The 24,202-nt window shown below is 70.6% G+C and carries 18 protein-coding genes and 3 pseudogenes; 12 read left to right on the forward strand and 9 right to left on the reverse strand.

Going from position 1 to position 24,202, the window contains the following annotated elements; genetic code table 11:
• The 4 genes and pseudogenes from ADL01_RS04160 to ADL01_RS04175 all read right to left on the reverse strand — a co-directional run.
• A pseudogene (locus ADL01_RS04160) lies at positions 1-590 on the reverse strand (hypothetical protein); the annotation flags it as partial.
• Positions 572-1,336 carry an ABC transporter ATP-binding protein gene (locus tag ADL01_RS04165; RefSeq protein WP_053740501.1) on the reverse strand — a complete coding sequence of 255 codons (765 nt, stop codon included), beginning with the start codon at positions 1,334-1,336 and terminating at the stop codon, positions 572-574. The gene ADL01_RS04165 and the pseudogene ADL01_RS04160, both read right to left, overlap by 19 nt.
• A 218-nt stretch (positions 1,337-1,554) precedes the next feature.
• Positions 1,555-2,955, reverse strand: a complete 1,401-nt coding sequence (locus tag ADL01_RS04170) for an aspartate aminotransferase family protein (RefSeq protein WP_078960314.1) — start codon at positions 2,953-2,955, stop codon at positions 1,555-1,557.
• Positions 2,940-3,455: an Lrp/AsnC family transcriptional regulator gene (locus ADL01_RS04175; RefSeq protein ID WP_078960315.1), complete on the reverse strand. Its 516-nt coding sequence runs from the start codon at positions 3,453-3,455 to the stop codon at positions 2,940-2,942. Before ADL01_RS04175 ends, ADL01_RS04170 begins: the two co-directional genes overlap by 16 nt.
• Positions 3,456-3,651: 196 nt before the next feature.
• Between ADL01_RS04175 and ADL01_RS04180 the strand changes: the two genes are divergently transcribed.
• Both ADL01_RS04180 and ADL01_RS04185 read left to right on the forward strand, forming a co-directional pair.
• A complete protein-coding gene (locus tag ADL01_RS04180; RefSeq protein ID WP_053740503.1) occupies positions 3,652-5,091 on the forward strand; it encodes a gamma-aminobutyraldehyde dehydrogenase in 1,440 nt (479 codons plus the stop codon).
• Between the two features lie 142 nt (positions 5,092-5,233).
• Positions 5,234-5,674: pseudogene (locus ADL01_RS04185) on the forward strand (hypothetical protein); the annotation flags it as partial.
• Positions 5,675-5,740: 66 nt separating this feature from the next.
• On the opposite strand, the gene ADL01_RS04190 reads toward ADL01_RS04185, so the two are convergent.
• Entirely contained in the window at positions 5,741-6,424 is a 684-nt protein-coding gene (locus ADL01_RS04190; protein ID WP_053740505.1) for a glycerophosphodiester phosphodiesterase, read from the reverse strand.
• A gap of 37 nt (positions 6,425-6,461) precedes the next feature.
• Positions 6,462-7,650: pseudogene (locus tag ADL01_RS04195) on the reverse strand (adenosine deaminase).
• A gap of 111 nt (positions 7,651-7,761) precedes the next feature.
• Here ADL01_RS04195 and ADL01_RS40950 point away from each other — a divergent pair.
• On the forward strand, positions 7,762-8,622 hold the full coding sequence (locus tag ADL01_RS40950) for a DUF4190 domain-containing protein (protein ID WP_063783450.1): 861 nt from the start codon (positions 7,762-7,764) through the stop codon (positions 8,620-8,622).
• Between the two features lie 59 nt (positions 8,623-8,681).
• Here the strand turns inward: ADL01_RS40950 and ADL01_RS04205 are convergent, their stop codons facing one another.
• Entirely contained in the window at positions 8,682-9,335 is a 654-nt protein-coding gene (locus ADL01_RS04205; RefSeq protein ID WP_078960316.1) for an NADAR family protein, read from the reverse strand.
• Between the two features lie 176 nt (positions 9,336-9,511).
• Here ADL01_RS04205 and ADL01_RS04210 point away from each other — a divergent pair, with 176 nt between their 5' ends.
• The 7 genes from ADL01_RS04210 (at position 9,512) to ADL01_RS04240 (ending at position 17,359) form a co-directional block, all read left to right on the forward strand.
• Complete coding sequence (locus tag ADL01_RS04210) at positions 9,512-11,035, forward strand: gamma-aminobutyraldehyde dehydrogenase (RefSeq protein ID WP_053740506.1); 1,524 nt, start codon at positions 9,512-9,514, stop codon at positions 11,033-11,035.
• 56 nt (positions 11,036-11,091) lie between these two features.
• Complete coding sequence (locus ADL01_RS04215; RefSeq protein WP_053740507.1) at positions 11,092-12,339, forward strand: ABC transporter substrate-binding protein; 1,248 nt, start codon at positions 11,092-11,094, stop codon at positions 12,337-12,339.
• Positions 12,340-12,392: 53 nt separating this feature from the next.
• Positions 12,393-13,559 carry an ABC transporter ATP-binding protein gene (locus tag ADL01_RS04220; RefSeq protein WP_053740508.1) on the forward strand — a complete coding sequence of 389 codons (1,167 nt, stop codon included), beginning with the start codon at positions 12,393-12,395 and terminating at the stop codon, positions 13,557-13,559.
• Entirely contained in the window at positions 13,559-14,485 is a 927-nt protein-coding gene (locus ADL01_RS04225; protein WP_053740509.1) for an ABC transporter permease, read from the forward strand. Before ADL01_RS04220 ends, ADL01_RS04225 begins: the two co-directional genes overlap by 1 nt.
• Positions 14,486-15,301: an ABC transporter permease gene (locus ADL01_RS04230; RefSeq protein WP_053740510.1), complete on the forward strand. Its 816-nt coding sequence runs from the start codon at positions 14,486-14,488 to the stop codon at positions 15,299-15,301.
• A 12-nt stretch (positions 15,302-15,313) separates the two neighbouring features.
• Complete coding sequence (locus ADL01_RS04235; protein WP_053740511.1) at positions 15,314-16,747, forward strand: NAD(P)/FAD-dependent oxidoreductase; 1,434 nt, start codon at positions 15,314-15,316, stop codon at positions 16,745-16,747.
• A 159-nt stretch (positions 16,748-16,906) separates the two neighbouring features.
• Positions 16,907-17,359, forward strand: coding sequence for a hypothetical protein (locus ADL01_RS04240; RefSeq protein ID WP_053740512.1), 453 nt, complete (start codon positions 16,907-16,909; stop codon positions 17,357-17,359).
• Between the two features lie 439 nt (positions 17,360-17,798).
• Here ADL01_RS04240 and ADL01_RS04245 read toward each other — a convergent pair whose 3' ends face one another.
• Together ADL01_RS04245 and gabT are read right to left on the reverse strand one after the other, a co-directional pair.
• On the reverse strand, positions 17,799-18,485 hold the full coding sequence (locus ADL01_RS04245; RefSeq protein WP_053740513.1) for a phosphatase PAP2 family protein: 687 nt from the start codon (positions 18,483-18,485) through the stop codon (positions 17,799-17,801).
• 338 nt (positions 18,486-18,823) lie between these two features.
• Positions 18,824-20,158, reverse strand: coding sequence for a 4-aminobutyrate--2-oxoglutarate transaminase (gene gabT / locus ADL01_RS04250; RefSeq protein ID WP_053740514.1), 1,335 nt, complete (start codon positions 20,156-20,158; stop codon positions 18,824-18,826).
• Positions 20,159-20,481: 323 nt separating this feature from the next.
• Between gabT and ADL01_RS04255 the strand changes: the two genes are divergently transcribed.
• Both ADL01_RS04255 and ADL01_RS04260 read left to right on the forward strand, forming a co-directional pair.
• Complete coding sequence (locus ADL01_RS04255; protein ID WP_053740515.1) at positions 20,482-22,890, forward strand: hypothetical protein; 2,409 nt, start codon at positions 20,482-20,484, stop codon at positions 22,888-22,890.
• A gap of 97 nt (positions 22,891-22,987) precedes the next feature.
• A partial coding sequence (locus ADL01_RS04260; protein ID WP_053740516.1) for a PucR family transcriptional regulator ligand-binding domain-containing protein occupies positions 22,988-24,202 on the forward strand: 1,215 nt, incomplete at its 3' end.

The following is a 24,202-nucleotide window of genomic DNA, read 5'->3' on the forward strand; positions in this document are numbered from 1 at the left end:
CGCCCGCTTCGGCACCCGCCTACGCGCCATCGCGGCCGCACCGGCCACGCAGCCTGCGGGCAGCAGTGCCGCTGGGGCGGCACGGGTGGGCGCAGGGTCAGGGCGACCGAGAGCGATGCCGCCACCGGGACGAGGGTGAGCAGGGTCAGGGCGGCCGGGAGGGGGAGGGGGTGGTCGGCGGCCAGGAAGTCCGCCGCGTCGCCGTCGAACGGCATGCCCGTCAGGTCGCCCCGCAGGTGGAGGAAGAACAGGAGGGCCACCATCGAACCCAGGGTGCAGGACAGGGCCGTTGTCGTGGCCGAGACGGCCATCAGACGGGCCGGGCCCAGGCCGATCGCCGCCAGGCCGGGGCGCGGTCTCGTGCCGGGGTCCGCGCGGGCCACCGTCACCGCGAAGTAGACCGTGGCCGCCAGCGGGGCCATGCACCAGGCCAGCCGCAGCACCGAGCCGCCGGGGGTGTCCTGGTGGGCGAGGGCGTGGCCCAGGGTCCCCAGGAAGAGGAAACCCGTGGCCGCCGACGCCGTCGCGACCAGCAGGCGGCGGAGCTGGACACCCGGATGCGAGCCTCGGACTAGACGGAGAGCGAGCACGCGGGCCGGCCCTCCGCTTCGCTCCCCGTCTCGGCGGCCTGCTCGGCGACCGGGGGCAGATGGACGGTGTTCACGCGACGCCCGTCGAGCAACGAGACCGTACGGTCCGCCAGCGCCGCCGTGTCCGCGTCGTGCGTCGCCAGGACCACCGTGATGCCGTGGCTGCGGGCCGCTGTCGTCAACGTCCGCAGTACGTGGGCGCGGTCCGCCCGATAGAGGGGCGCCGTCGGCTCGTCCGCGAAGAGCACCGTGGGGGCCGGGGCCAGCGCCCGCGCGATCGAGACGCGCTGGCGTTCGGACTGACGCAGCTCGTACGGGCGTTTGCGCGCCCGGTCGCCGATGTCCAGGCGCTCCAGCCACTCCAGGGCCGCCGTCTTGGCGCGCCGGCGGCTGGTGCCGCGCAGCATCAGCGGCAGGGCCGCGTTCTCCCAGACGTTCAGTTCCGGTACGAGGACCGGGGCCGGGTCGATCCAGCCGAACCGGTCGCGGCGCAGCCGTTCGCGGGTGAGCGGGCCCATCGTGTGCACGGGCACGCTGTTGAACCAGACCTCGCCCCGAAGCGGTCGCACCAGGCCCGAGAGGCAGCGCAGCAGGGTCGTCTTGCCGCAGCCGCGCGGGCCGCTGACGGCGAGGATCTCGCCCTCCCGGACACCGAGCGAGACGCCGCTCAGCGCGGGCGAGCCGTCCTTGTGCTGGAAGTGCAGGGCGCGTGCCCAGAGCACGTCGTTGTCCGGCGGGGCCACCATGGGCGTACACCTCGTTCAGATCCGTAATTCCCTGAGTCATCCCCCGTGCGGGGGAACGAAGACAGGGCCGATCGGTTACAGGGCACGCTAAGGATCCGGGCCGGGAACCCCGGGACAGCACGCGGCCCGGGTGCGCCCATCCCACTCGGACGGGTGCACCCGGGTCGTACAACAGGCCGTACAGCCAGCCTTACAGCAGGCCGTACAGCAGCCGGAGGCTAGAGCTTGGTCCATGCCTCCGTGAGGGTCGCGCGCAGGATCTGTTCGATCTCGTCGAACGTCTCCTGGTTCGCGATCAGCGGCGGGGCGAGCTGGATGACCGGGTCACCGCGGTCGTCGGCGCGGCAGTACAGGCCGTTCTCGAACAGGGCCTTGGAGAGGAAGCCGTAGAGGATACGTTCCGTCTCCTCCGCGTCGAAGGACTCCTTGGTCGCCTTGTCCTTGACCAGTTCGATGCCGTAGAAGAAGCCGTTGCCGCGGACGTCACCGACGATCGGCAGGTCGTGCAGCTTCTCCAGGGTCGAACGGAACGCGCCCTCGTTGTCCAGCACATGCTGGTTGATGCCCTCGCGTTCGAACAGGTCGAGGTTGGCGATGCCCACCGCCGCCGACACCGGGTGGCCGCCGAACGTGTAGCCGTGCAGGAACATGTTGTCGCCCTGGTAGAACGGCTCGGCGAGCCGGTCCGAGATGATGCACGCGCCGATCGGGGAGTAGCCCGAGGTCATGCCCTTGGCGCAGGTGATCATGTCCGGGACGTAGTCGAACTTGTCGCAGGCGAACATCGTGCCGAGGCGGCCGAAGGCGCAGATGACCTCGTCCGAGACGAGCAGGACGTCGTGGCGGTCGCAGATCTCGCGGACCCGCTGGAAGTAGCCCGGCGGGGGCGGGAAGCAGCCGCCCGCGTTCTGGACCGGCTCCAGGAAGACGGCGGCCACGGTGTCCGCGCCCTCGAAGAGGATCTCCTGCTCGATCTGGTCGGCGGCCCAGCGGCCGTACGCCTCCGGGTCGTCGCCGTGGATCGGGGCGCGGTAGATGTTGGTGTTCGGGACCTTGTGGGCGCCGGGGACGAGCGGCTCGAAGGGCGCCTTCAGGCCCGGCAGGCCGGTGATGGACAGGGCGCCCTGCGGGGTGCCGTGGTAGGCGACGGCGCGCGAGATGACCTTGTACTTGGTGGGCTTGCCGACCAGCTTGAAGTACTGCTTGGCGAGCTTCCACGCGGTCTCGACGGCCTCGCCGCCACCGGTGGTGAAGAAGACCTTGTTGAGGTCGCCCGGCGCGTAGTTGGCCAAACGTTCCGCCAGCTCCACCGCCTTCGGGTGGGCGTAGGACCACACGGGGAAGAACGCCAGTTCCTGGGCCTGCTTGAAGGCGGTCTCGGCCAGCTCGGTGCGGCCGTGACCTGCCTGGACCACGAACAGCCCCGCCAGGCCGTCGAGGTAGCGCCGGCCCTTGTCGTCGTAGATGTGGGTGCCCTCGCCCCGGACGATCGTCGGGACGGGGGCGTTCTCGTACGACGACATGCGGGTGAAGTGCATCCACAGGTGGTCGTACGCGGTGCGGCTGAGGTCCTTGGAGCTGTGGCTGTCGGTGGTCGTCACGGTTATCGGGTTCCCCACATGTAGGTCTGCTTCTTGAGCTTGAGGTAGACGAAGCTTTCGGTGGAGCGCACGCCGGGCAGCGCCCGCATGCGTTTGTTGATGACGTCCAGCAGGTGGTCGTCGTCCTCACACACGATCTCCGCGAGGATGTCGAAGGAACCCGCGGTCATCACCACGTACTCGACTTCCGGCATGGCGCTCAGCGCGTCGGCCACAGGGTCCAGGTCGCCGTCGACGTTGACGCCGACCATCGCCTGCCTGCGGAAACCCACGGTGAGCGGGTCCGTGACGGCGACGATCTGCATCACGCCCTGGTCGAGCAGCTTCTGGACGCGCTGGCGCACGGCCGCCTCGGAGAGGCCGACCGCCTTGCCGATCGCCGCGTACGGTCTGCGGCCGTCCTCCTGGAGCTGTTCGATGATGGCGAGGGAGACGGCGTCCACCTGGGGAGTGCCGTTCCTGGACTCGCGGGAGTCCCTGTGCTCTGCGCTTCGACTGGCCACGCGCTCACTGTGCACGAGGAGTCGACTGTTTCGCAAGGCTCGATCGATGAAATTCGTTGTTCTTGGATGCTTGTCTTGCGGATTTCGCAGATTCCGGGGGATCGGGGGTGTTGAAAACGTCGGGCGGAGGAATAGGGTGGGTGTCTCAGCCATTGGACACCCACGTCGACCGACACCGAGTCGGCCGACACCCGAATCTGGAGGGCCGGCAGTGAGCACCGAGCTGCGTCGTCTGCGCAACTACATCGATGGTGAGTTCCGGGACGCCGCCGACGGGCGGACGACCGAGGTGGTCAACCCCGCGACGGGCGAGGCGTACGCGACCGCGCCGCTGTCCGGGCAGCCCGACGTCGACGCCGCCATGGCGGCCGCGGCCGCCGCGTTCCCGGCCTGGCGCGACACGACACCGTCCGAGCGGCAGAAGCACCTTCTGAAGATCGCGGACGCGTTCGAGGAGCGCGCCGAGGAACTCATCGCTGCCGAGGTGGAGAACACCGGCAAGCCGATCGGGCTCACCCGGTCCGAGGAGATCCCGCCAATGGTGGACCAGATCCGCTTCTTCGCGGGCGCGGCCCGGATGCTGGAGGGTCGCAGCGCCGGCGAGTACATGGACGGGATGACGTCGATCGTCCGGCGCGAGCCGGTCGGTGTCTGCGCGCAGGTCGCGCCCTGGAACTACCCGATGATGATGGCCGTGTGGAAGTTCGCCCCGGCGATCGCCGCCGGCAACACGGTGGTCCTCAAGCCGTCGGACACGACGCCCGCGTCCACGGTTCTCATGGCCGAGATCATCGGTTCGATCCTGCCCAAGGGCGTCTTCAACGTCGTCACCGGGGACCGTGACACCGGTCGGCTGATGGTCGAGCACCCGACGCCGGCGATGGCGTCGATCACCGGTTCGGTGCGCGCCGGTATGCAGGTCGCCGAGTCCGCGTCGAAGGACCTCAAGCGCGTCCACCTGGAACTGGGCGGAAAGGCGCCGGTCGTCGTCTTCGAGGACACCGACATCGCCAAGGCCGTCGAGGACATCTCGGTCGCGGGCTTCTTCAACGCGGGCCAGGACTGTACGGCGGCCACGCGTGTTCTCGTCCAGGAGGCCATCCACGACGAGTTCGTCGCGGCGCTCGCCAAGGCCGCCGCCGAGACCAGGACCGGGCAGCCGGACGACGAGGACGTGCTGTACGGGCCGCTGAACAACCCGAACCAGCTGAAGCAGGTCTCCGGCTTCATCGAGCGGCTGCCCGCCCACGCCAAGGTCGAGACGGGTGGCCACCGGGTCGGCGAGAAGGGCTACTTCTACGCGGCGACCGTCGTGTCCGGCCTGAAGCAGGACGACGAGATCATCCAGAACGAGGTCTTCGGTCCGGTCATCACCGTGCAGTCCTTCGCGGACGAGGCGCAGGCCGTGGGATGGGCCAACGGTGTCGACTACGCCCTCGCGTCGTCCGTGTGGACGAAGGACCACGCGCGTGCGATGCGGATGTCGAAGGCCCTGGACTTCGGCTGCGTCTGGATCAACACCCACATCCCGCTGGTCGCGGAGATGCCGCACGGCGGCTTCAAGAAGTCCGGCTACGGCAAGGACCTCTCGGGGTACGGGTTCGAGGACTACACGCGGGTCAAGCACGTGATGACGTCGCTCGGCGGCTGACGGTCGTCGTTCGTCGCGCGCGGCCCCGGACGGGAGTTCTCAGTCCGGGCCGCGCGCTTTCGGCGGTTCGCCGGTCGCCGGCCGGCGGGCGGCGGGCGGCAGCATTTTTGAACGTGTTCACCATGGGCGTACGCTGCCTCCGTTCCCCCTCGTGCACGAACTGCGCTGGACCGAGAGCCTGTTGCGGGCCCTGTCCGTCCCCGAGCACCTGCCGGGGCTGACGGACTGGATCGAGCGGGTACGTGACGGCCTCGAAGCCACCGACGAGCGCTACCCCTTCGTCCTCTACGGCACGGACTGGCTCGCCTTCGCCCACCTCGTCATCGCGGTCGCCTTCTACGGGCCCTACCGCGACCCCGTACGCAACATCCGGGTCGTCGAGTTCGGGATGATCGCCTGCGCCGGGATCATCCCGCTCGCGCTGGTGTGCGGGCCGATCCGGGGGATTCCCTTCTGGTGGACGGTGATCGACATGTCGTTCGGGGTGTTCGGCGTGATCCCGCTCTACGTCGTACGGAAGCGGATCAAGAGGCTGGAGGCGCTGACGGCGGCGCCATCGGTCGTGGGGCGCGGCACGGCGTGAAGCCGCCGGACCCTGAGGGTCTGCGTCCGGCACGCCGAGAGCAACGGACCTCCGCCTCCGGCGTCCTCAGCCCTTGCGCAGCGCGCACAGCGCGTCGATCCGGTTGGTGGTGATCGAGTCGACGCCGGCGTCCAGCAGGCGTCGCATGGCACGACGGGTGTCCGGGGTCCACACCGACAGCAGGTAGCCGTCCCGGTGCGCCCGCGCCACGAGCTTCCGGTCGACCAGAGTGAAGCGGTAGTTGAGCCAGCGCGGGCGTACCCCGGCGAGCAGGGCGGGGCGCGGCGGGGCGACGGACTTCCAGGTCAGGGCGATCTCGGCGGCCGGGTCGGCTGCCCGCACCGCGAGCATCGCCGGGGCGTCCGCGCAGTAGTACACGCGTTCGTGCGCACCGCACTCCCGGACCACGTCCAGGACCCGTCGTACCGCCCGCATATCGGGCGTACCCGGCAGATCGATCATCACCCGGCTGCCCTCGGTCACCGTCAGCGCCTCCGCGAGGGTCGGCACCCCGCCCTCCGTCAGCCCGTTGACCTCGGCCGCCGACAGCGCGGCCAGCGGCCGTTCCCGCTCCCACAGACGCTTCAGGGTCGCGTCGTGCAGCAGCACGGGCACGCCGTCACGGGTCAGCCGTACGTCGATCTCGACGGCGTCCGCGCCCTGGTCGAGCGCGGAACGCAGTGAGTCGGTCGTGTTCTCACGGAAGCGGTAGGGGGCGCCGCGATGGGCCACGGCGGTCACGTTCTGCATGGGCCCATTGTGCTGGGGCGGGAGGTGATGCGGTGCTTCAGGGGGCGAGCCATGCCGAGGTGTAGGTGTCGATCTCGGCGGCCAGCGCCGCCTTGCCCGCCGGGTCGAGGAAGGAGCCCTCGACGGCGTTCTTGGCGAGGTCGGCGAGACCCCACTCGTCGAGGTCGAGCAGCCGGGCGGCGACCGCGTACTCGCTGTTGAGGTCGGTGCCGAACATCGGCGGGTCGTCGGAGTTGATCGTGACGAGTACGCCGGCCCGCACGAACTCCTTGATCGGGTGCTCGTCGAGCGTACGCACCGCGCGCGTGGCGATGTTGGAGGTCGGGCAGACCTCCAGGGCGATGCGCTGCTCGGCGAGGTGCGCGAGCAGCTCGGGGTCCTGGGCGGAACTCGTGCCGTGGCCGATGCGCTCGGCGCGCAGGTGGTTCAGCGCGTCCCAGACCGTCTCCGGGCCGGTCGTCTCGCCCGCGTGCGGCACCGACCGCAGTCCGGCGGCGATCGCCCGGTCGAAGTACGGCTTGAACTGCGGCCTGGGTACGCCGATCTCCGGCCCGCCGAGCCCGAACGACACCAGCCCCTCCGGGCGCAGCCGGTCGTCGGTGGCGAGCCGCACCGTCTCCTCGGCCGAGACGAGTCCGGCCTCGCCCGGGATGTCGAAGCACCAGCGCAGTACGGTCCCGAACTCGGCCTCCGCCGACTTGCGGGCGTCCTCGATCGCGTCCATGAAGGCGCGTTCGTCGATGCCACGCCTGGTGGAGGAGAACGGGGTGATGGTCAGCTCGGCGTACCGGACGTGCTGGCGGGCCATGTCCCGGGCGATCTCGTACGTCAGCAGCCGCACGTCCTCGGGTGTGCGGATGAGGTCCACGACGGACAGGTACACCTTGATGAAGTGGGCGAAGTCGGTGAACGTGAAGAAGTCGGCCAGGGCCTCGGGATCGGTGGGCACCTGGGAGTCGGGGTGGCGGGCGGCCAGTTGCGAGACGATCCGGGGGGAGGCGGAGCCGACGTGGTGGACGTGCAGTTCGGCCTTGGGCAGCCCGGCGATGAAGGCGTGCTGGTCACGGGCGCCGGCTGCGGCAGTCTGGTGCTCTGTCAAGGGTTCCTCCCCGGGGAACGGCGCCCCGGACCGTGCGAGGGTCGGCGGGACGCGGGTGATCGGCTGATCGATGACTCGGATCATCGTAGGACGGGCCGACGGCGAGACGCCCGTGGGTTCCGGCCAGAGGCGGGGCGGGGCATGTGGGGTGGGGCGGACGGGGATTCCGAGATGCCCCGGCCGCCCTGAGATCTCGGGCCGTAGCATGACAGAACGTACGAACGAGGGGACCCCACGCATGTCCGATGCCGCGCAGCCGCCGCAGTCGCCCGAGAACATCCCGGCGCAGGGGGCGAATCCAGAGGGCGCGGCGACCGGCACACCCGCGCGGGTCCCGCTGGACAAGCCTCCGGCCAGGCCGGCCTCCGACGCTGCGGCGGATTCCGGCGCCGAGATCGATCCCTGGGCGCCGCCCGCCGAGGACGCCCCGGGCTCCGGCTCCACCCTGTACTGGAACAACGGCAACCCCAACCCACCGGCGGCCCCGGCCCCTCAGCCCTGGGCCAACCCCTTCGCCGCTCCCGGCGGCACCGTGGCCGGCGTCCCGCAGGACAACCCCTTCGCGCCGCCCGCCCCGAGGGCTTCCCACGCCCAGCCCGCCGCGCCCGGCGAGCCGGTTCCCCCGCCGCCCATAGCGCCGGACGGCCCCGGACCATCCCCGTACGGCTATCCGTCCCACCCCTCCTACCCGACCTACCCGTCCGGGGCGGGCTACCCGTCCGGGGCGGGCTACGGCTATCCCCATCAGCCCGGCTACGGCGGCCCCGGCTACGGCTGGCCGCCCATGGCGCCTCAGCCGATGAACGGCATGGGCACGGCCTCGCTCGTGATCGGCATCGTCTCGGTTGTCTTCTCCTGCCTCTGGCCAGTGGCGATCATCCTGGGCATCCTCGCCGTGGTCTTCGGCCTGGTCTCCCGCCAGCGGGCCCGCCGGGGGCAGGCGACCAACGCGGGCCAGGCGCTGGCCGGGGTCATCTGCGGTGTCGTCGGCATCGTTCTCGCGGTGGCGATCGGCGTCGTCATCATCGTGTCCGCCGCGAGGGGGTCCGAGAACACGGTCGAGGGCAGCTACTCGAGCTCCTTGTCCCAGTCGCGGTAGGGCGGGGGGTCCAGGTCCACCCGGCCGAGCGCTAGTACTCCCGCAGTACTGCTGGAGTACTAGCCCGCCCGCAACCGTTCTCGCGCCGCCATCAGTGCGAACCCCAGCAGGTTCGGGCCCCGCCAGCGTTCGGGGTCCATCGCCGCCTCGTCGTCCGCAGCGAGGCCGATGCCCCACACGCGGTCCACGGGGCTCGCCTCCACCAGTACGCGCTCGCCCGTGCCCAGCAGGAACTCCCGCAGCGCGGGATGCGCGGCGAACTTGTGGATGCTGCCCTCGACCACGATGGCGAACCGCTCGCGCTCCCACACGGCCTCGTCGAAGCCGCGCACGAGTCGGCCGGCCTTCTTCGCCAGTGCCGGGTTCGGCGCCGATATCGCCCGGCGCTCCGCCTCCGCGTCCTCGAACAGGCGGGCCTTGGCGGCCATCATCCAGTGCTCGGCCGTCGCGTACTCCACCCCGTCCACCGAAAACGTGGCCGGCCACCACTGGCTGAGACAGCTCGCCCCCACACTGCCGTCCGGGCGTGCCCGGTGCCCCCAGAAGTGCAGGTACTTGACCCTGGCCCCCGCACGGATTTCCCTGGTCAGGGCCTCCAGCGAATCGATCTGCCCCGCCCTGCCCGACTCCCCGGTGTTCTCCGTGATCTCCGTGTTCTCCGCGATCTCCGTGAATTTCCCCATGCACGCGAGTCTGGCAGCCACCACTGACATCGCGTCTCGTCATTTCCCATTCGGCTCGACACCTGGTCGACAGATTCCGTCGCTTAACCAAAAGGAAACAACGGAATCCCTTGTTGGAGTCCGCCGACTCTGTCAGGATCGGCACTCAAATCGACCTGGAGCTACGTTGACCCCCGCAGTGGGGGGAGGCTACGGAGGAGAGCGGCATGCACGATTCGGGCCATCGCTTCCCGGCTCAGGAGCGGCTCGCGGCCGGCGCGCAGTACATCGCGGGCCGCCTGACCCACGGCACCTCCGGGCACACCCACGCGGTCGTCGACCCGGCCACCGGCGACGCGGTCTACACGTACGAGCTGGCCGGTCGCGGCGACGTGGACGCCGCCGTCGCCGCCGCGCGCGCCGCCTTCCCGGGCTGGGCCGGGGCCACTCCGGGCGAGCGTTCCGACGCGCTGCACCGGTTTGCCGCCGTCCTCGCCGAGCGCGCCGAGGAATTCGCGCGCGCCGAGTCCCTCCAGTGCGGCAAGCCGCTCAAGCTGACCCGCGAGTTCGACGTCCCGGGGACGATCGACAACACCGCGTTCTTCGCCGGGGCCGCCCGGCACCTCCAGGGGCAGTCGGCCGGGGAGTACTCCGGTGACCACACCTCGTACGTCCGCCGGGAACCCATCGGAGTCGTCGGGTCCATCGCGCCTTGGAACTACCCCCTCCAGATGGCCGCCTGGAAGATCCTTCCGGCGATCGCAGCCGGCAACACGATCGTGCTCAAGCCCGCCGAGCTGACCCCGCTGACCTCCCTCCTCTTTGCCGAGGCGGCCACCGCGGCCGGGATCCCGGACGGTGTCGTCAACGTCGTCACCGGCACCGGCGGGGAAGCCGGTGAGCATCTCGTCGGGCACCCCGACGTCGCCATGACGTCCTTCACCGGGTCCACCGCCGTCGGCAAGCGCGTCGCCGAGGTCGCCACCGCCACCGTCAAGCGACTCCACCTGGAACTGGGCGGCAAGGCCCCCTTCGTCGTCTTCGACGACGCCGATCTCGACGCCGCCGTCAACGGCGCTGTCGCGGGCGCTCTCATCAACACCGGGCAGGACTGCACGGCCGCCACGCGCGCGTACGTGCAACGGCCGCTGTACGAGGAGTTCGTCGCGAGGACGGCAGCCCTCATGGACACCGTCCGGCTCGGTGACCCGTTCGCCCCGGGCACCGATCTCGGGCCGCTCGTCTCGCACGCGCAGCGCGACCGGGTCGCCGGTTTCGTCGAGCGGGCGCGTGCCTACGCGCGCGTGGTGACCGGCGGTGAGGCCCCTCAGGGGGAGCTGAAGAGCGGCGCCTACTACCGGCCCACGCTGGTCGCGGACGCCGCCCAGGACAGTGAGATCGTCCAGTCCGAGATCTTCGGGCCCGTGCTCGTCGTCCTGCCCTTCGACAGCGACGACGAGGGCATCGCGCTCGCCAACGACACGCCCTACGGTCTCGCCGCCTCCGCCTGGAGCCGGGACGTCTACCGGGCGAACCGTGCCACCCGTGAGATCCAGGCGGGCTGTGTGTGGGTCAACGACCACATCCCGATCATCAGCGAGATGCCCCACGGGGGGTACAAGGCGTCCGGCTTCGGCAAGGACATGTCCACGTACTCGTTCGAGGAATACACACAGATCAAGCACGTCATGTTCGACAATACGGCGGTTGCCCGCAAGGACTGGCACCGCACGATCTTCGGGGACCGCTGACCGGACACAGGCCGACCGACCAGCGGCCGCCACCCTCCCGAAAGGGCATCACTCGCATGGAGCAGTACGAGCCCGACCGCCTTTCCCCGGCCCAGGTGGCCGCCATGCGGCGCAGCTTCCGAAACGGCAGGGCCGCCCTGACCCGCAGGTCCCTGCTGCGCGCGTCCGCGGGCGGCGCCCTGGTGGCCGGCGGCCTCGGTGCGCTGACCGGCTGCGGCATCCCCGCGGCCGGCAAGACCGCGGGAGGCGTTTCCGCCGACGACCACTCGGCCAAGGAGAAGACCGTCAACTTCTCCAACTGGACCGAGTACATGGACGTCGACGAGAGCGAGAAGCACCACCCCACGCTCGACGCGTTCACCGAGCGGACCGGCATCAAGATCAAGTACACCGAGGACATCAACGACAACGTCGAGTTCTTCGGCAAGATCAAACCGCAGCTCGCGGCGGGCCAGGACACCGGACGCGACATCATGATCCTCACCGACTGGCTGGCCGCCCGGCTCATCCGGCTCGGGTGGGTCCAGAAACTGGACGCGTCGAACCTTCCGCACGCGTTCGCGAACCTGTCGGAGCAGTTCCGCAGCCCCGACTGGGACCCGGGCCGGGCCTATTCCTATCCCTGGACGGGCATCTCGACCGTCATCGCCTACAACAAGAAGGCGCTGGACGGCGTCGAGGTGAAGTCGGTCTCCGACCTGCTCGACAATCCCAAGCTGAAGGGGCGCGTGGGGTTCCTCTCCGAGATGCGCGACAGCATCGGCATGACCCTGCTCGACATGGGCAAGGACCCGGCGAAGTTCACCGACGACGACTACGACGCGGTCGTCGCCCGGCTCCAGAAGGCCGTCGACAAGGGCCAGATCCGCCGCTTCTCCGGCAACGACTACACGGCCGACCTGACCTCCGGCGACTTCGCCGCCTGTGTCGCCTGGGCCGGTGACGTGGTCCAGCTCAAGGCGGACAGCCCGGACATCGACTTCATCGTCCCGGACAGCGGCTACATGACGTCGACCGACAACATGCTGATCCCGAACAAGGCGCGTCACAAGACGAACGCCGAGCGGCTCATGGACTACTACTACGAGCCCGAACCGGCCGCCGAACTGGCCGCCTACATCAACTACGTGTGTCCCGTCGCCGGGGTCAAGCCCTACCTCGCGAAGATCGACAAGGACGCGGCCGACAACCCGCTGATCCTTCCCGACGCGGCGATGGCCGCGAAGTCCCACGCGTTCAGGTCCCTGAGCCAGAAGGAAGAGACGGCGTACGAGGAGAAGTTCGCGAAGTTGACGGGGGCGTAGCCCCGCCTGCCCCCAGCGGTGCGAAACCCTCCCGACTCCCCAAGGACCACACCATGACCAGCAGCACCAGCACAGACCACGGCGGCGACGTCCGTCTCTCCGGGATCAGCAAGCGGTACGGCTCCTTCACCGCCGTACACCCCCTCGACCTCACCATCCCGCAGGGCTCCTTCTTCGCCCTGCTCGGCGCCTCCGGCTGCGGGAAGACCACCACCCTGCGGATGATCGCGGGCCTGGAGGAACCTTCCTCCGGGACCGTCTTCCTCGGCGAGCAGGAGGTCACGAACCTGCCGCCGTACAAGCGACCGGTGAACACCGTCTTCCAGTCGTACGCCCTTTTCCCGCACCTCGACATCTTCGAGAACGTCGCCTTCGGCCTGCGCCGGCGCGGCATCAAGTCGGTGAAGAAGCAGGTCGACGACATGCTGGAGCTCGTCCAGCTCGGTGAACAGGCGCGCAAGAAGCCGCACCAGCTCTCCGGCGGCCAGCAGCAGCGCGTCGCCGTGGCCCGCGCGCTGATCAACACCCCGAAGGTGCTGCTCCTCGACGAACCGCTCGGCGCCCTCGATCTCAAGCTGCGCCGCCAGATGCAGCTGGAGCTCAAGCGCATCCAGACCGAGGTCGGCATCACGTTCGTCCATGTCACGCACGACCAGGAGGAGGCCATGACGATGGCCGACACGGTCGCCGTGATGAGCGGCGGCAGAGTGGAGCAGCTCGGTTCGCCCGCCGACCTCTACGAGAACCCGCAGACCACCTTCGTCGCCAACTTCCTCGGCACCTCCAACCTCATAGAGGCCGAGGTGGACACCAAGAGCGGCGACGAGATCGTCCTCAAGGCGGGCGGCGGCAAGCTCCTGCTCCCCGCGTCCCGCTGCTCCGCGCCGACCACGACCGGCGGCAAGGTGCTGGTCGGGGTCCGCCCCGAGAAGATCTCCCTCACCCACGCGGGCGACGCCGGGGACATCCCGGCCGGCCGCAACCGCATCACCGGCAAGATCGCCGCCACCAGTTTCATCGGCGTCTCCACCCAGTACGTCATCGACAGCCCCGTCTGCCCCGAGTTCGAGGTGTACGTCCAGAACATCGACCGCGACGCCCGGCTGGCCCCCGGCGCGGAGGTCGTCCTGCACTGGAACCCGGCGCACACCTTCGGCCTCGACGCCGACCAGGACATAGACGCGGGCGTCGAGACGGTCGACGACGAGGCGGCCGTCTGATGGCCACCGCGACCCCCGACGCGCCACCTCTGGCGCCCGCACCGGCGAAGAAGCCCCCGCGGCGAAGAGGCCGCTGGACGCCGTACTGGCTGCTCCTGCCCGGCCTGCTGTGGCTGTTCGTGTTCTTCGCGCTGCCGATGGTCTACCAGGTCTCCACGTCCGTGCAGACGGGCTCCCTGGAGGAGGGCTACCAGGTCACCTGGCACTTCGCGACCTACTGGGACGCCCTGTCCGACTACTGGCCGCAGTTCCTGCGCTCGGTGCTGTACGCCGGTGCCGCGACGATCCTCTGTCTGGTGCTGGGGTATCCGCTCGCCTATCTGATCGCGTTCCGCGCGGGCCGCTGGCGCAACCTGATCATGATCCTGGTCATCGCGCCGTTCTTCACCAGCTTCCTGATCCGTACGCTCGCCTGGAAGACGATCCTCGCGGACGGCGGCCCGGTCGTCGGCGCCCTCAACTCGCTGCACGTCCTGGACGTCACCAGCTGGCTCGGCATCACGGCCGGGGACCGGGTGCTGGCCACGCCGCTCGCGGTGGTGTGCGGACTGACGTACAACTTCCTGCCGTTCATGATCCTGCCGCTCTACACCTCGCTCGAACGCATCGACGGGCGGCTGCACGAAGCGGCCGGCGACCTCTACGCCAGGCCGTTCACCACCTTCCGCAAGGTCACCTTCCCGCTGTCGATGCCGGGAGTCGTCTCCGGCACGCTGCTCACCTTCATCCCGGCGAGCGGCGACTACGTCAACGCCGACCTCCTCGGCTCCACCGACACCCGCATGATCGGCAACGTCATCCAGACGCAGTTCCTGCGCATCCTGGACTATCCGACGGCCGCCGCGCTCTCCTTCCTTCTCATGGCCGCGATTCTCGCCATGGTCACCCTGTACATCCGTAAATCCGGGACGGAGGACCTGGTTTAAATGGCCTTCGTGAATTCGATCGGGCGCTGGCTCAAGAGCCGTTTCGTCGTCATCGCGGGACTCGTCACGCTTGGGTATCTGCTGCTGCCGAACATCGTCGTCACGGTGTTCTCCTTCAACAAACCGAAGGGCCGCTTCAATTACGAGTGGCAGCAGTTCTCGACGGACGCCTGGCGTGATCCCTGCGGGGTCGTCGGAATGTGCGGCTCGCTCTCGCTCAGCCTGCGGATCGCCTTCTGGGCGACCATCGGGGCGACCGTCCTCGGCACGATGATCGCCTTCGCGCTGGTGCGGTACCGCTTCCGCGCGCGGGGCGCCGTCAACTCCCTGATCTTCCTCCCCATGGCGATGCCCGAGGTCGTCATGGCGGCCTCGCTGCTCACCCTGTTCCTCAACCTGGGCGTGCAGTTGGGGTTCTGGACGATCCTGATCGCCCACATCATGTTCTGCCTCAGCTTCGTCGTCGTCGCCGTGAAGGCGCGCGTGATGTCGATGGACCCACGCCTCGAGGAAGCCGCCCGGGACCTGTACGCGGGCCCCGTGCAGACCTTCGTCCGCGTGACCCTGCCCCTCGTGGCCCCCGGAATCGCCGCGGGTGCGCTGCTCGCCTTCGCGCTCTCCTTCGACGATTTCATCATCACCAATTTCAACGCGGGCTCGACCGTCACCTTCCCCATGTTCGTCTGGGGTTCGGCGCAGCGTGGGACGCCCGTGCAGATCAATGTCATCGGTACGGCCATGTTCCTGATCGCCGTACTGTTCGTCCTGACCGGAATGGTCATCGGCAACCGGAAGAACAAGCCGAAGAACTCGTAGGGAGTTGGAATCATGGCCCCACGCGCCATGACTCATGGAAACGTAAATCGCTGGACGAAATCCCTTGCGGACGTCCAGCCGGTCCCGTACTGGCTGGACGACCCGGGCAGGCCCCGCCCCGAGCCCGCCCTCACCGGCGCCGAGACCTGCGACCTGCTGGTGGTGGGCGGCGGATACAGCGGGCTGTGGACCGCGCTGATCGCCAAGGAGCGCGACCCGCAGCGGGATGTCGTCCTCGTCGAGGGCCGCGAGGTGGGCTGGGCCGCCTCGGGCCGCAACGGCGGCTTCTGCGCCGCCTCCCTCACCCACGGCCTGGCCAACGGCCTCGCCCGCTGGCCGGACGAGATCCACCGGCTCGAGGAACTCGGCGCGCGCAACCTCGACGAGATCGAGAAGGCGGTGGCCCGGCACTCGCTCGACTGCGACTTCGAGCGCACCGGCGAGATCGACGTCGCCACCGAACCGCACCAGGCCGCCGAACTCCGCGCCTGGCACGAGGAGATGACGGACAAGGGCCTCGCGACCGGCATCGAGTTCCTGGACACGGAAGCGGTACGGGAGCAGGTCGCGTCCCCCACCTTCCTGGCCGGCCTGCACGACCGCACCGGCGTCGCGATGCTCAACCCGGCGAAACTGGTCTGGGGCCTCAAGCGGGCCTGCCTGCGGCTGGGCGTCCGCGTGTACGAACACACCCCGGCGCTGACCCTGCGGCCGTACGGCGCCGGAATGGCCGTACGCACGCCCTATGGGTCGATCCGCGCCCGCCGGGTCGCGCTCGGCACGAACATCTTTCCGAACCTGGTCAAGAGGGTGCGCGCGTACACGATCCCCGTCTACGACTACGCGCTGATGACCGAACCCCTGAGCGAGACGCAGCTCGCTGACATCGGCTGGCGAGGCCGGCAGGGCCTCGGGGACAGCGCCAACCAGTTCCACTACTTCCGCCTCAGCGCCGACAACCGCATCCTGTGGGGCGGTTACGACGCGATCTACCCGTACGGCGGCCGGGTACGCGCCGAGTACGACGACCGCCCGGAGACCTACGCCAAGCTGGCCGACCACTTCTTCACCTGCTTCCCGCAGCTGGAGGGCGTCCGCTTCACGCACGCGTGGGGCGGCGCGATCGACACCTGCTCGCGCTTCTCGGCGTTCTTCGGCACCGCGCACGCGGGCCGGGTGGCGTACGCGGCGGGGTTCACCGGCCTCGGCGTCGGCGCCACCCGCTTCGGCGCGGACGTGATGCTGGACCTGCTGGCGGGTGAGCGCACCGAGCGTACGGCGCTGGAGATGGTCCGCAGGAAGCCGCTGCCGTTCCCGCCCGAACCGTTCGCCTGGACCGGCATCGCCCTCACCAAGTGGTCGCTGGCACGCGCGGACTCGCACGGCGGCCGGCGCAACCTGTGGCTGCGGACGATGGACCGGCTCGGGCTGGGGTTCGACAGCTGAGGGCGCGTACGGGAGCGCGGTGATCCACAGGCGTACGCCCAGCTCAACGGCCGTGCGCTGATTCACTCCCACGATATGGCGGAACCCGCGTAATGCTCCCGGGACACCTCCCTCTCTCCCGTGACGCGACCAGCGTTCACAGAGACAGGGAGGTCCCTCATGGCTGGGGCGAAAACGGCGGTCGAGTGGCTGGCGTCCGTGGCTCCGGATCCCGAGGCCTGCCGCTGGGAATGGGAGCGCAATCCCCTGGGGATCGCGCTGCTGGCCGCCGGCAAGGCCTGGGACGTACTGATCCTGCCGGGTGAACTCGGCTACTCCACCCTCGACGTCCTCACCCGTGTCATCGACCAGCCCGGTCCGGTACTCGTCGACTTCGGCGACTCCCGGATGGGGTTCTTCGTGCCGCCGGGCACCGCGGCCCGCTGGCTGGGCACAGGGGTGCGTACGGCGGGACGCGGTACGTGGATCGTCGTGCCGTACCCGGGCCGGGTGACCGGAGGTGTCCGCTGGCTGGTCCCCCCGGACGGCTCAGGCACCCTCACCGACCCGGCGCTCCTCGAGCTGGCCATGCACGAGGCGGCGGCGAGTCTGGCGACCGACCAGGACAGGTGACGCCCGAGGCTCTCGCGGGTCCCTGATCCCCGCGTGACCACGCTCTTGTCGGCCGTCCGTGCGGTCGACGCGAACCGGGGCACGGGGGAGGTGGACGTAGAGGCATCGAACAGTGGTCGCACAGCCGGCAGCTGGGCACAGCCCGGCAACTGCTGGGTGCGGCCGGACGACAATTGACCACGACAGGAGCCGCCGTGGCGTTGGGGGACAGAGCGAGGCGCCTGTGTGCCCGAGGGCGCGGGGGCCGCGGCCCCCGCCGTCACCGCCGCGGCGACGGTCGTCCTGTGGGGCTGCGACCCGGCCCCGGGCCGGCTCGCCCCGGTCCTGAGCGCGGTGGTCACCGCCGCCCTGGTCGAGGAAACGGTTCGCCTCCAGCGTCGCCGAACGGTGCGTGTGATCGCACCGAAACGGGGGGGGGGGGGCCTGGCCGCCGACGGGATCAGGGTGAGGGCCGCACGAAGAGCCGCAGCAGGATCAGCAGCGCCCCGCACAGACACCAGCTCGCCACCACGTCCAGCGGCCAGTGGAAACCACGGACGACCAGCCCGACAGCGACGGCGACGTTGAGGGCCAGACAGCAGATCAGGACGAGCCGACGGGCGTACGTACCCCGCAGCCACGGCAGCAGGAGCAGCGTGGCAGAGCCGTAGGCCACGACGGCTGTCGCGGTGTGACCGGAGGGGTAGAACCCGGTGCCGGGGCCCATGACCGGTGGCCCGGACCGGGCGACGAGCTCTTTCAGCGGTACGACGATCGCCGGTACGGCCCCCATCAGCACGCCGGCCGCGACGGGTTCCCGCCACCAGCGCTCCGTACCCGCCCGGCGTGCGCGCAGACCGACGTACACCAGCACGACGAGAAGGACGGGAACGGCGACCGCGATGCTGCCCAGGTCAGCGAGGAGCGCCCAGCCACGGAAGGGGTGGACGAGTGAATCGCTGAGGCGTTCGTCCGCGCGGGCGAGGGGGCCGTGGACGGCGACCTGCCAGGTGATCAGCGCGAAGAGGAGGAGCGTGAGGGCCAGAAGGGGGAGGAGACCCCGGGGGACCTGGGAAAGCCGAGAAGTCGGCCACCCTGGAACAGGGGGGGGAGCTCCAGGGCGGCCGATCAGATCGGGTCGTCGCACGCCCCGGGGGGTTTGGGGCGGGCGACTGTCCGATCGGTGAGGAGACCCGGAGCCAGAGGCTCCGGCAGTGTGCGCGAGGGCACTACCGGATCGAAGCTGGGGAGGCCCCGACCAGGTGCCGTCCGCAGTTCCCTGCGGGCGGGGTGTATCTCTCATCTGGAGAAAACCTACGGCAGTCGAGGCGGCTGAAACAGGTCAAACGGCATGCCGCCATCCACCTCGCACACCTTCTTCACACGCTCTGACGGTGCCCACACGGGCCCGGAAAAAAGCGGAATCCGGGCCCGTCGGGGCGTGCGAACGAGTGAGGTGGACGGGAGGCGGCAGCCGAGGGCGCGTCAGACGCTGGTGAAGGCCTGCTCGATGATGTCGAGGCCCTCGTTGAGGAGGTCCTCGCCGATCACCAGCGGGGGCAGGAAGCGGAGGACGTTGCCGTAGGTGCCACAGGTAAGGACCAGCAGGCCCTCCTGGTGGCAGGCCTTGGCCAGAGCCGCCGTCGCCTCGGGGTTCGGCTCCTTGGTGGTGCGGTCCTTGACCAGCTCGACGGCGATCATGGCGCCCCGGCCGCGGATGTCACCGATGACCTCGTACTTTTCGGCCATGGCGGTCAGCCGGGCCTTCATGACGGCCTCGATGTGCTTCGCCCTGGCGTTGAGGTCGAGCTCCTTCATCGTCTCGATCGAGCCGAGCGCGCCCGCACAGGCGACCGGGTTGCCGCCGTAGGTGCCGCCCAGGCCGCCCGGGTGCGCGGCGTCCATGATCTCGGCGCGCCCGGTGACGGCGGCGAGCGGCAGCCCGCCCGCGATGCCCTTGGCGGTGGTGATCAGGTCGGGCACGATGCCCTCGTCCTCGCAGGCGAACCACTGCCCGGTCCGGCAGAACCCGGACTGGATCTCGTCGGCGACGAAGACGATGCCGTTGTCCGCGGCGAACTTCCGGATCGCCGGCAGGAAGCCCTTCGCGGGCTCGATGAAGCCGCCCTCGCCGAGCACCGGCTCGATGATGATCGCGGCGACGTTCTCCGCCCCGACCTGCTTGCCGATCTGGTCGATCGCCTGCGCGGCGGCCTCGGGGCCGGCGTTCTCCGGGCCGGTCGGCCAGCGGTAGCCGTACGCCACGGGCACGCGGTACACCTCGGGCGCGAACGGCCCGAAGCCGTGCTTGTACGGCATGTTCTTGGCGGTGAGGGCCATCGTGAGGTTCGTACGCCCGTGGTACCCGTGGTCGAACACGACGACGGCCTGCCGCTTGGTGTAGGAGCGCGCGATCTTGACCGCGTTCTCGACGGCCTCGGCGCCGCTGTTGAAGAGGGCGCTCTTCTTGGCGTGATCGCCGGGCGTCAGCTCGGCGAGCGCCTCGGCGACCTCCACGTACCCCTCGTACGGCGTGACCATGAAGCAGGTGTGCGTGAAGTCGGCGAGCTGGGCGGAGGCCCGCCGCACGACCGCCTCGGCGCTGGCGCCGACCGACGTCACGGCGATGCCGGAGCCGAAGTCGATCAGCCGGTTCCCGTCGACGTCCTCGACGATCCCGCCACCCGCCCGCGCCGTGAACACGGGCAGCACCGAGCCGACGCCGGCCGCGACGGCGGCGAGACGGCGGGCCTGGAGCTCCTGCGACTTCGGGCCGGGGATGGCGGTGACGAGGCGGCGCTCCTGGGGGAGGGAGGTCATGAGGGGCTCCTGGGGGCGTGACGGACGCGGGAGTGGACGGTGAGGCGGTCGTGGGGCCGACGCGGAACTTTCGCCACGGCTCTCTTCGCAGGCTAGGCGTGGGGGGTGGGGGCGGGCATGCACCGTTTGGGAGTGGTGGGGGTGTGTCGTTGTCCTTGGTGGACAGAGGACACTCCTTCCAGGGCTTCGGAGGACGGAAATGTGGCGGCAGGCCCCAGGTCGGCCGGGTGAGCGGTGAACTCCCCTTGTGGGAGCGTTAGATTGGCCGCTGTCGAGTGACGGTGGCCACAACGGCTGGTCAGGCTGGTCAGGGGGCAAAAGCGATGGACAGCGACGGGACGCAGGACGCGCGGGGTACGCATGCGAATCCTGTGCCGCGTCCGGCGGGGCCGCCGGGCGGGGCCTCCGTGCCGCCTCGGCCCGCGCGGGCTCCGCGGCCCGTCGAACAGGGGGCGCCGCAGGGTGGCGGGTCCGGGCGCGCGTCCCTCGGCGAGTGGCTCAATGAGCCCCGGCCCGACACCAGGCCCGGGATCTGGCGGTACGGGTACCGGCTGCCCAAGGGGGCGCAGGCGGCGGAGCGGCTGTCCCCGGTCACCGTCGTCGGGCTGCTGGTGCCGCTCGTCGTCGGGCTGTTCCTGTGGTCGCTCTGGCGGCGGGGCGCGATGCCGTACGAGTCGGTGCTGCTGCGGCTGTTCACGCCGGAGGACTGGTGGTGGGGCGGCACGGCCTCGCCGAAGGGCTGGGAGGGCAGCGCCGCGATCCTCGTCTACAACGGTGCCTTCTTTCTCGTGCTGCTCTACGGCATGGGGCGGCTCGGCAGCTGGCCCGACATCGCCCGGCATTTCGTCGGGCGCAGATCACAGCCCTCAAGGGCGCTGTTCGCCGCTCTCGGCGCCCTCCTCACGCTCAGTTTCGTGTTCCCGGACGCCTTTCCGGGCGTCGGCTGGGACGCCCTGCCGCTCGTCGACGCGGTCGTGGCCCTCGTCGCGTTGATCTCCGGCGGATTCGACGTCTTCGGGTCGACCGTCTTCAAAGTCGGCCTCTACACCGTCATCGCCCTGCTCGTCGTATGGCCGTTCGCCCGGATCGGCGGCTGGTGGGCGTACGCGAAGGAGCGCCTCGCCGCGCGCAAGGCCGCCGCGGGACCCACCGGGCCCGCGCCCGCCGACCGGCCCCGCGACCAGTGGCCCGACCTCCGCGAGGCCGGTCAGTACGAGGCCGCCGAGGTGCTCACCGCCGAGGTGGCCGGCGGTCGGATGAACGACGTGGACTGCGCCCGGGTCGAGCACGCGTGGACGCTCTCCAGACGGGACGGGCAGCTCGCGCGCTTCCGGGACACCGTGCTGCGGCAGGGTGCGACGGCGTGGGTCCACCCCTCCGGCGCCCGGGACCTGTCCCGGCGTACCGCGCCGCACGACCTGGTCGCCGGTCAGGTGCGCATCGGGCGGTGGGTCGAGGCCGAGCGGGCCCCGCTCGTCTATCACGGCGCCGGCGCGGCTCTCGGGCCCGATGTGCTGGGCACCTCGTTGCTCGCGGTCGGGCCCTCGGGAGCGGGCAAGACACGGCATCTGATCGAACCCGTGACCGAGGCGCTGGCGCTGCGGGCGCTCGCCGGACAGTGCGCGTTCGTCACGGTGTCCGCGCCCGGGACACCCCTTGCCGCCGACTCCGCCTTCGACGTCGTCGTACGGATCGGTGACCGCGACTCCGTCCACGACCTCGACCCGTACGCCGACTCCGACGACCCCGACGAGGCGGCCTCCTTCCTCGCCGAGGCCCTGGTCGGCGACCTCGACACCGTCGGCACCGACAGCGCCGCGACCGCGCTCGCCCAGGTGCTCGGCCCCTACTGGGCGGCGTACGGCCGCTTCCCGGCGCTGCCGGCGCTGCGGGAACTGCTGGAGAGCGAACCGGCGGCGCTGTCGGCGTTGCGGGAGGCCCTCGCGGGGGACGGGCACGCCGTCATGCGGCGCGAACTCGACGTACGCATCCGGCAGGCGGCGAGTCCCACGGACGTCGGCCGGGTCCTCGCGGACCGGCTCGCGCTGCTCAACCGGCCGGTCTTCGACGGCTTCTTCGGCGGGGGCGGCACGGCTCGGCCGTTCTCCCTGCGCTCCCTCGCCGAGCATCCGCTGCGCGTCCGCGTCGACCTGCCCGAGCACGGCCACGAGGAGGCCGCCCGGCTGATCACGCGGCTCGTCCTCGCCCAGTTCTGTGCCGTCGTACGGGACGGACAACGCCCCCACTTCGCCTGCCTGGTCCTCGACGACGCCACCGGGACGGTCACCGCCGGTTCGGTGCGCCGTATCCAGCGGCTGCGCACCCAGAACGCGGGCGTCGTGCTCGCCCTGCGGACGATCGGCGACGTCCCGGAGGCGCTGCACGGGCCGCTGTACGGCGCCGTCGGCTGCCGGATGGCGTTCTCCGGCGTGACCACCTGGGACGGCAGCCGGTTCGCCCAGGCCTGGGGCACGGCCTGGGTGGAGACGCGGGACGTGGCCAAGCACACGGTGTTCGCGGACCAGCCGATGACCCGCGCCATCCACGCCCTGCGCAAGCTGGTCACCGGAAAGGCTGTCACGACCGATGCCGTGACCGTGCGTACGGTCGAACGGGAGCGCTGGTCGGCGTCCGAACTGGCGCACGAGGTGCCGCCGGGGCACGCCGTGCTGTCCCTGACGACCGTCGACGGCGAGCACGCCCCTCCGCTGCTGGTGAATCTGCGGGGCTGAGCGCAGCACGCGGTACGTACGGTGAGGCAGAATCGACACAGGTCGTTCATACGCGGCGGCCAAAAGTTCACGGAGCTCACACAGACCTGAAGGCCTCATGCCCCCGACGCTCGCCTCGCTCGTCCACCACTCCGCGCTCAAGCTGATCGTGCGGGCGGGCGGCGACCGCCTGGACGTCCCCGTGCGCTGGGCGCACGCCAGTGAACTGGCCGACCCCGTCCCGTACATGGAGGGCGGGGAGCTGCTCCTGATCACCGCGCTCAAGCTGGACGCCGAGGATCCCGAGACCATGCGGCGCTATGTGAAGCGGCTGGTCGGGGCGGGGGTCGTCGGCCTCGGCTTCGCCGTCGGCGTCCACTACGCGGAGATCCCCGAGGCGGTCGTCGAGGCGGCCGAGCAGGAGGGGCTCCCGCTCCTCGAAGTCCCGCGCCGCACGCCCTTCCTCGCCATCAGCAAGGCGGTGTCGGCGGGCATCGCCGCCGACCAGTACCGGGCGGTGACCGCCGGATTCGCGGCGCAGCGGGAACTGACCCGGCAGGCGCTGAGCGACGGCCCGGAGGGCCTGCTCGCCGCGCTCGCCTCGCAGATCGACGGCTGGGCCGCCCTGTACGACGCCTCGGGCGCCGTCGTCGCCACCGCGCCCGAGTGGGCCGGACGCCGGGCGGCGCGGCTCACGGCCGACGTGGAACGGCTGCGGGAGCGACCGGCTCCGGCGAGTGCGGTGGTCGGCGCGGGCGGCGGGGGCGACGACGCGGAAGCCGACCGGGTCGAGCTGCACTCCCTCGGCACCGGGCGCCGACCGCGCGCCGCGCTGGCCGTCGGCACGGCCGCCGCGCTGGGTACGGCGGAGCGGTACGCCCTGCACTCGGCCATCGCCCTGCTGACCCTCACCACAGAGCGGTCCCGTGCCCTTCAGGACGCCGAGCAGCGCCTCGGTGCGGCGGTGCTGCGCATGCTGCTGGCCGGCGAACCCGACCACGCGCGCACCGTCGCCGGGGGCCTGTACGGCGAGCTGCTCGACGCGCCGTTCCGGATCGTCGTCGCCGAGTCGGCGGCCGCTCCCGTGGGGGCGGGCCGGGAGAACGGGGGCGGGGCCGCGGGCAGGACCACGGCCGGGGCTCTGGTCGCGGCCGACACGAACGGCGATCCGCTGGGCGCCCTCGCCGAGTGCCTGGAGTCGGCCGCCGCGCGGGCCGGGGAGGCGGTGCTGGTGGTCCCGGAGGGCGAACGGCTGGTCGTGCTCGCGGTGGACGGGGGTTCGGCGGTGGGGGCGTGTGAGGAGTTCGAGGAGGCGGTGGAGGGGGCGCGGGTG

It is taken from the genome of Streptomyces sp. NRRL WC-3618, from assembly GCF_001280005.1.
Lineage (GTDB): Bacteria > Actinomycetota > Actinomycetes > Streptomycetales > Streptomycetaceae > Streptomyces.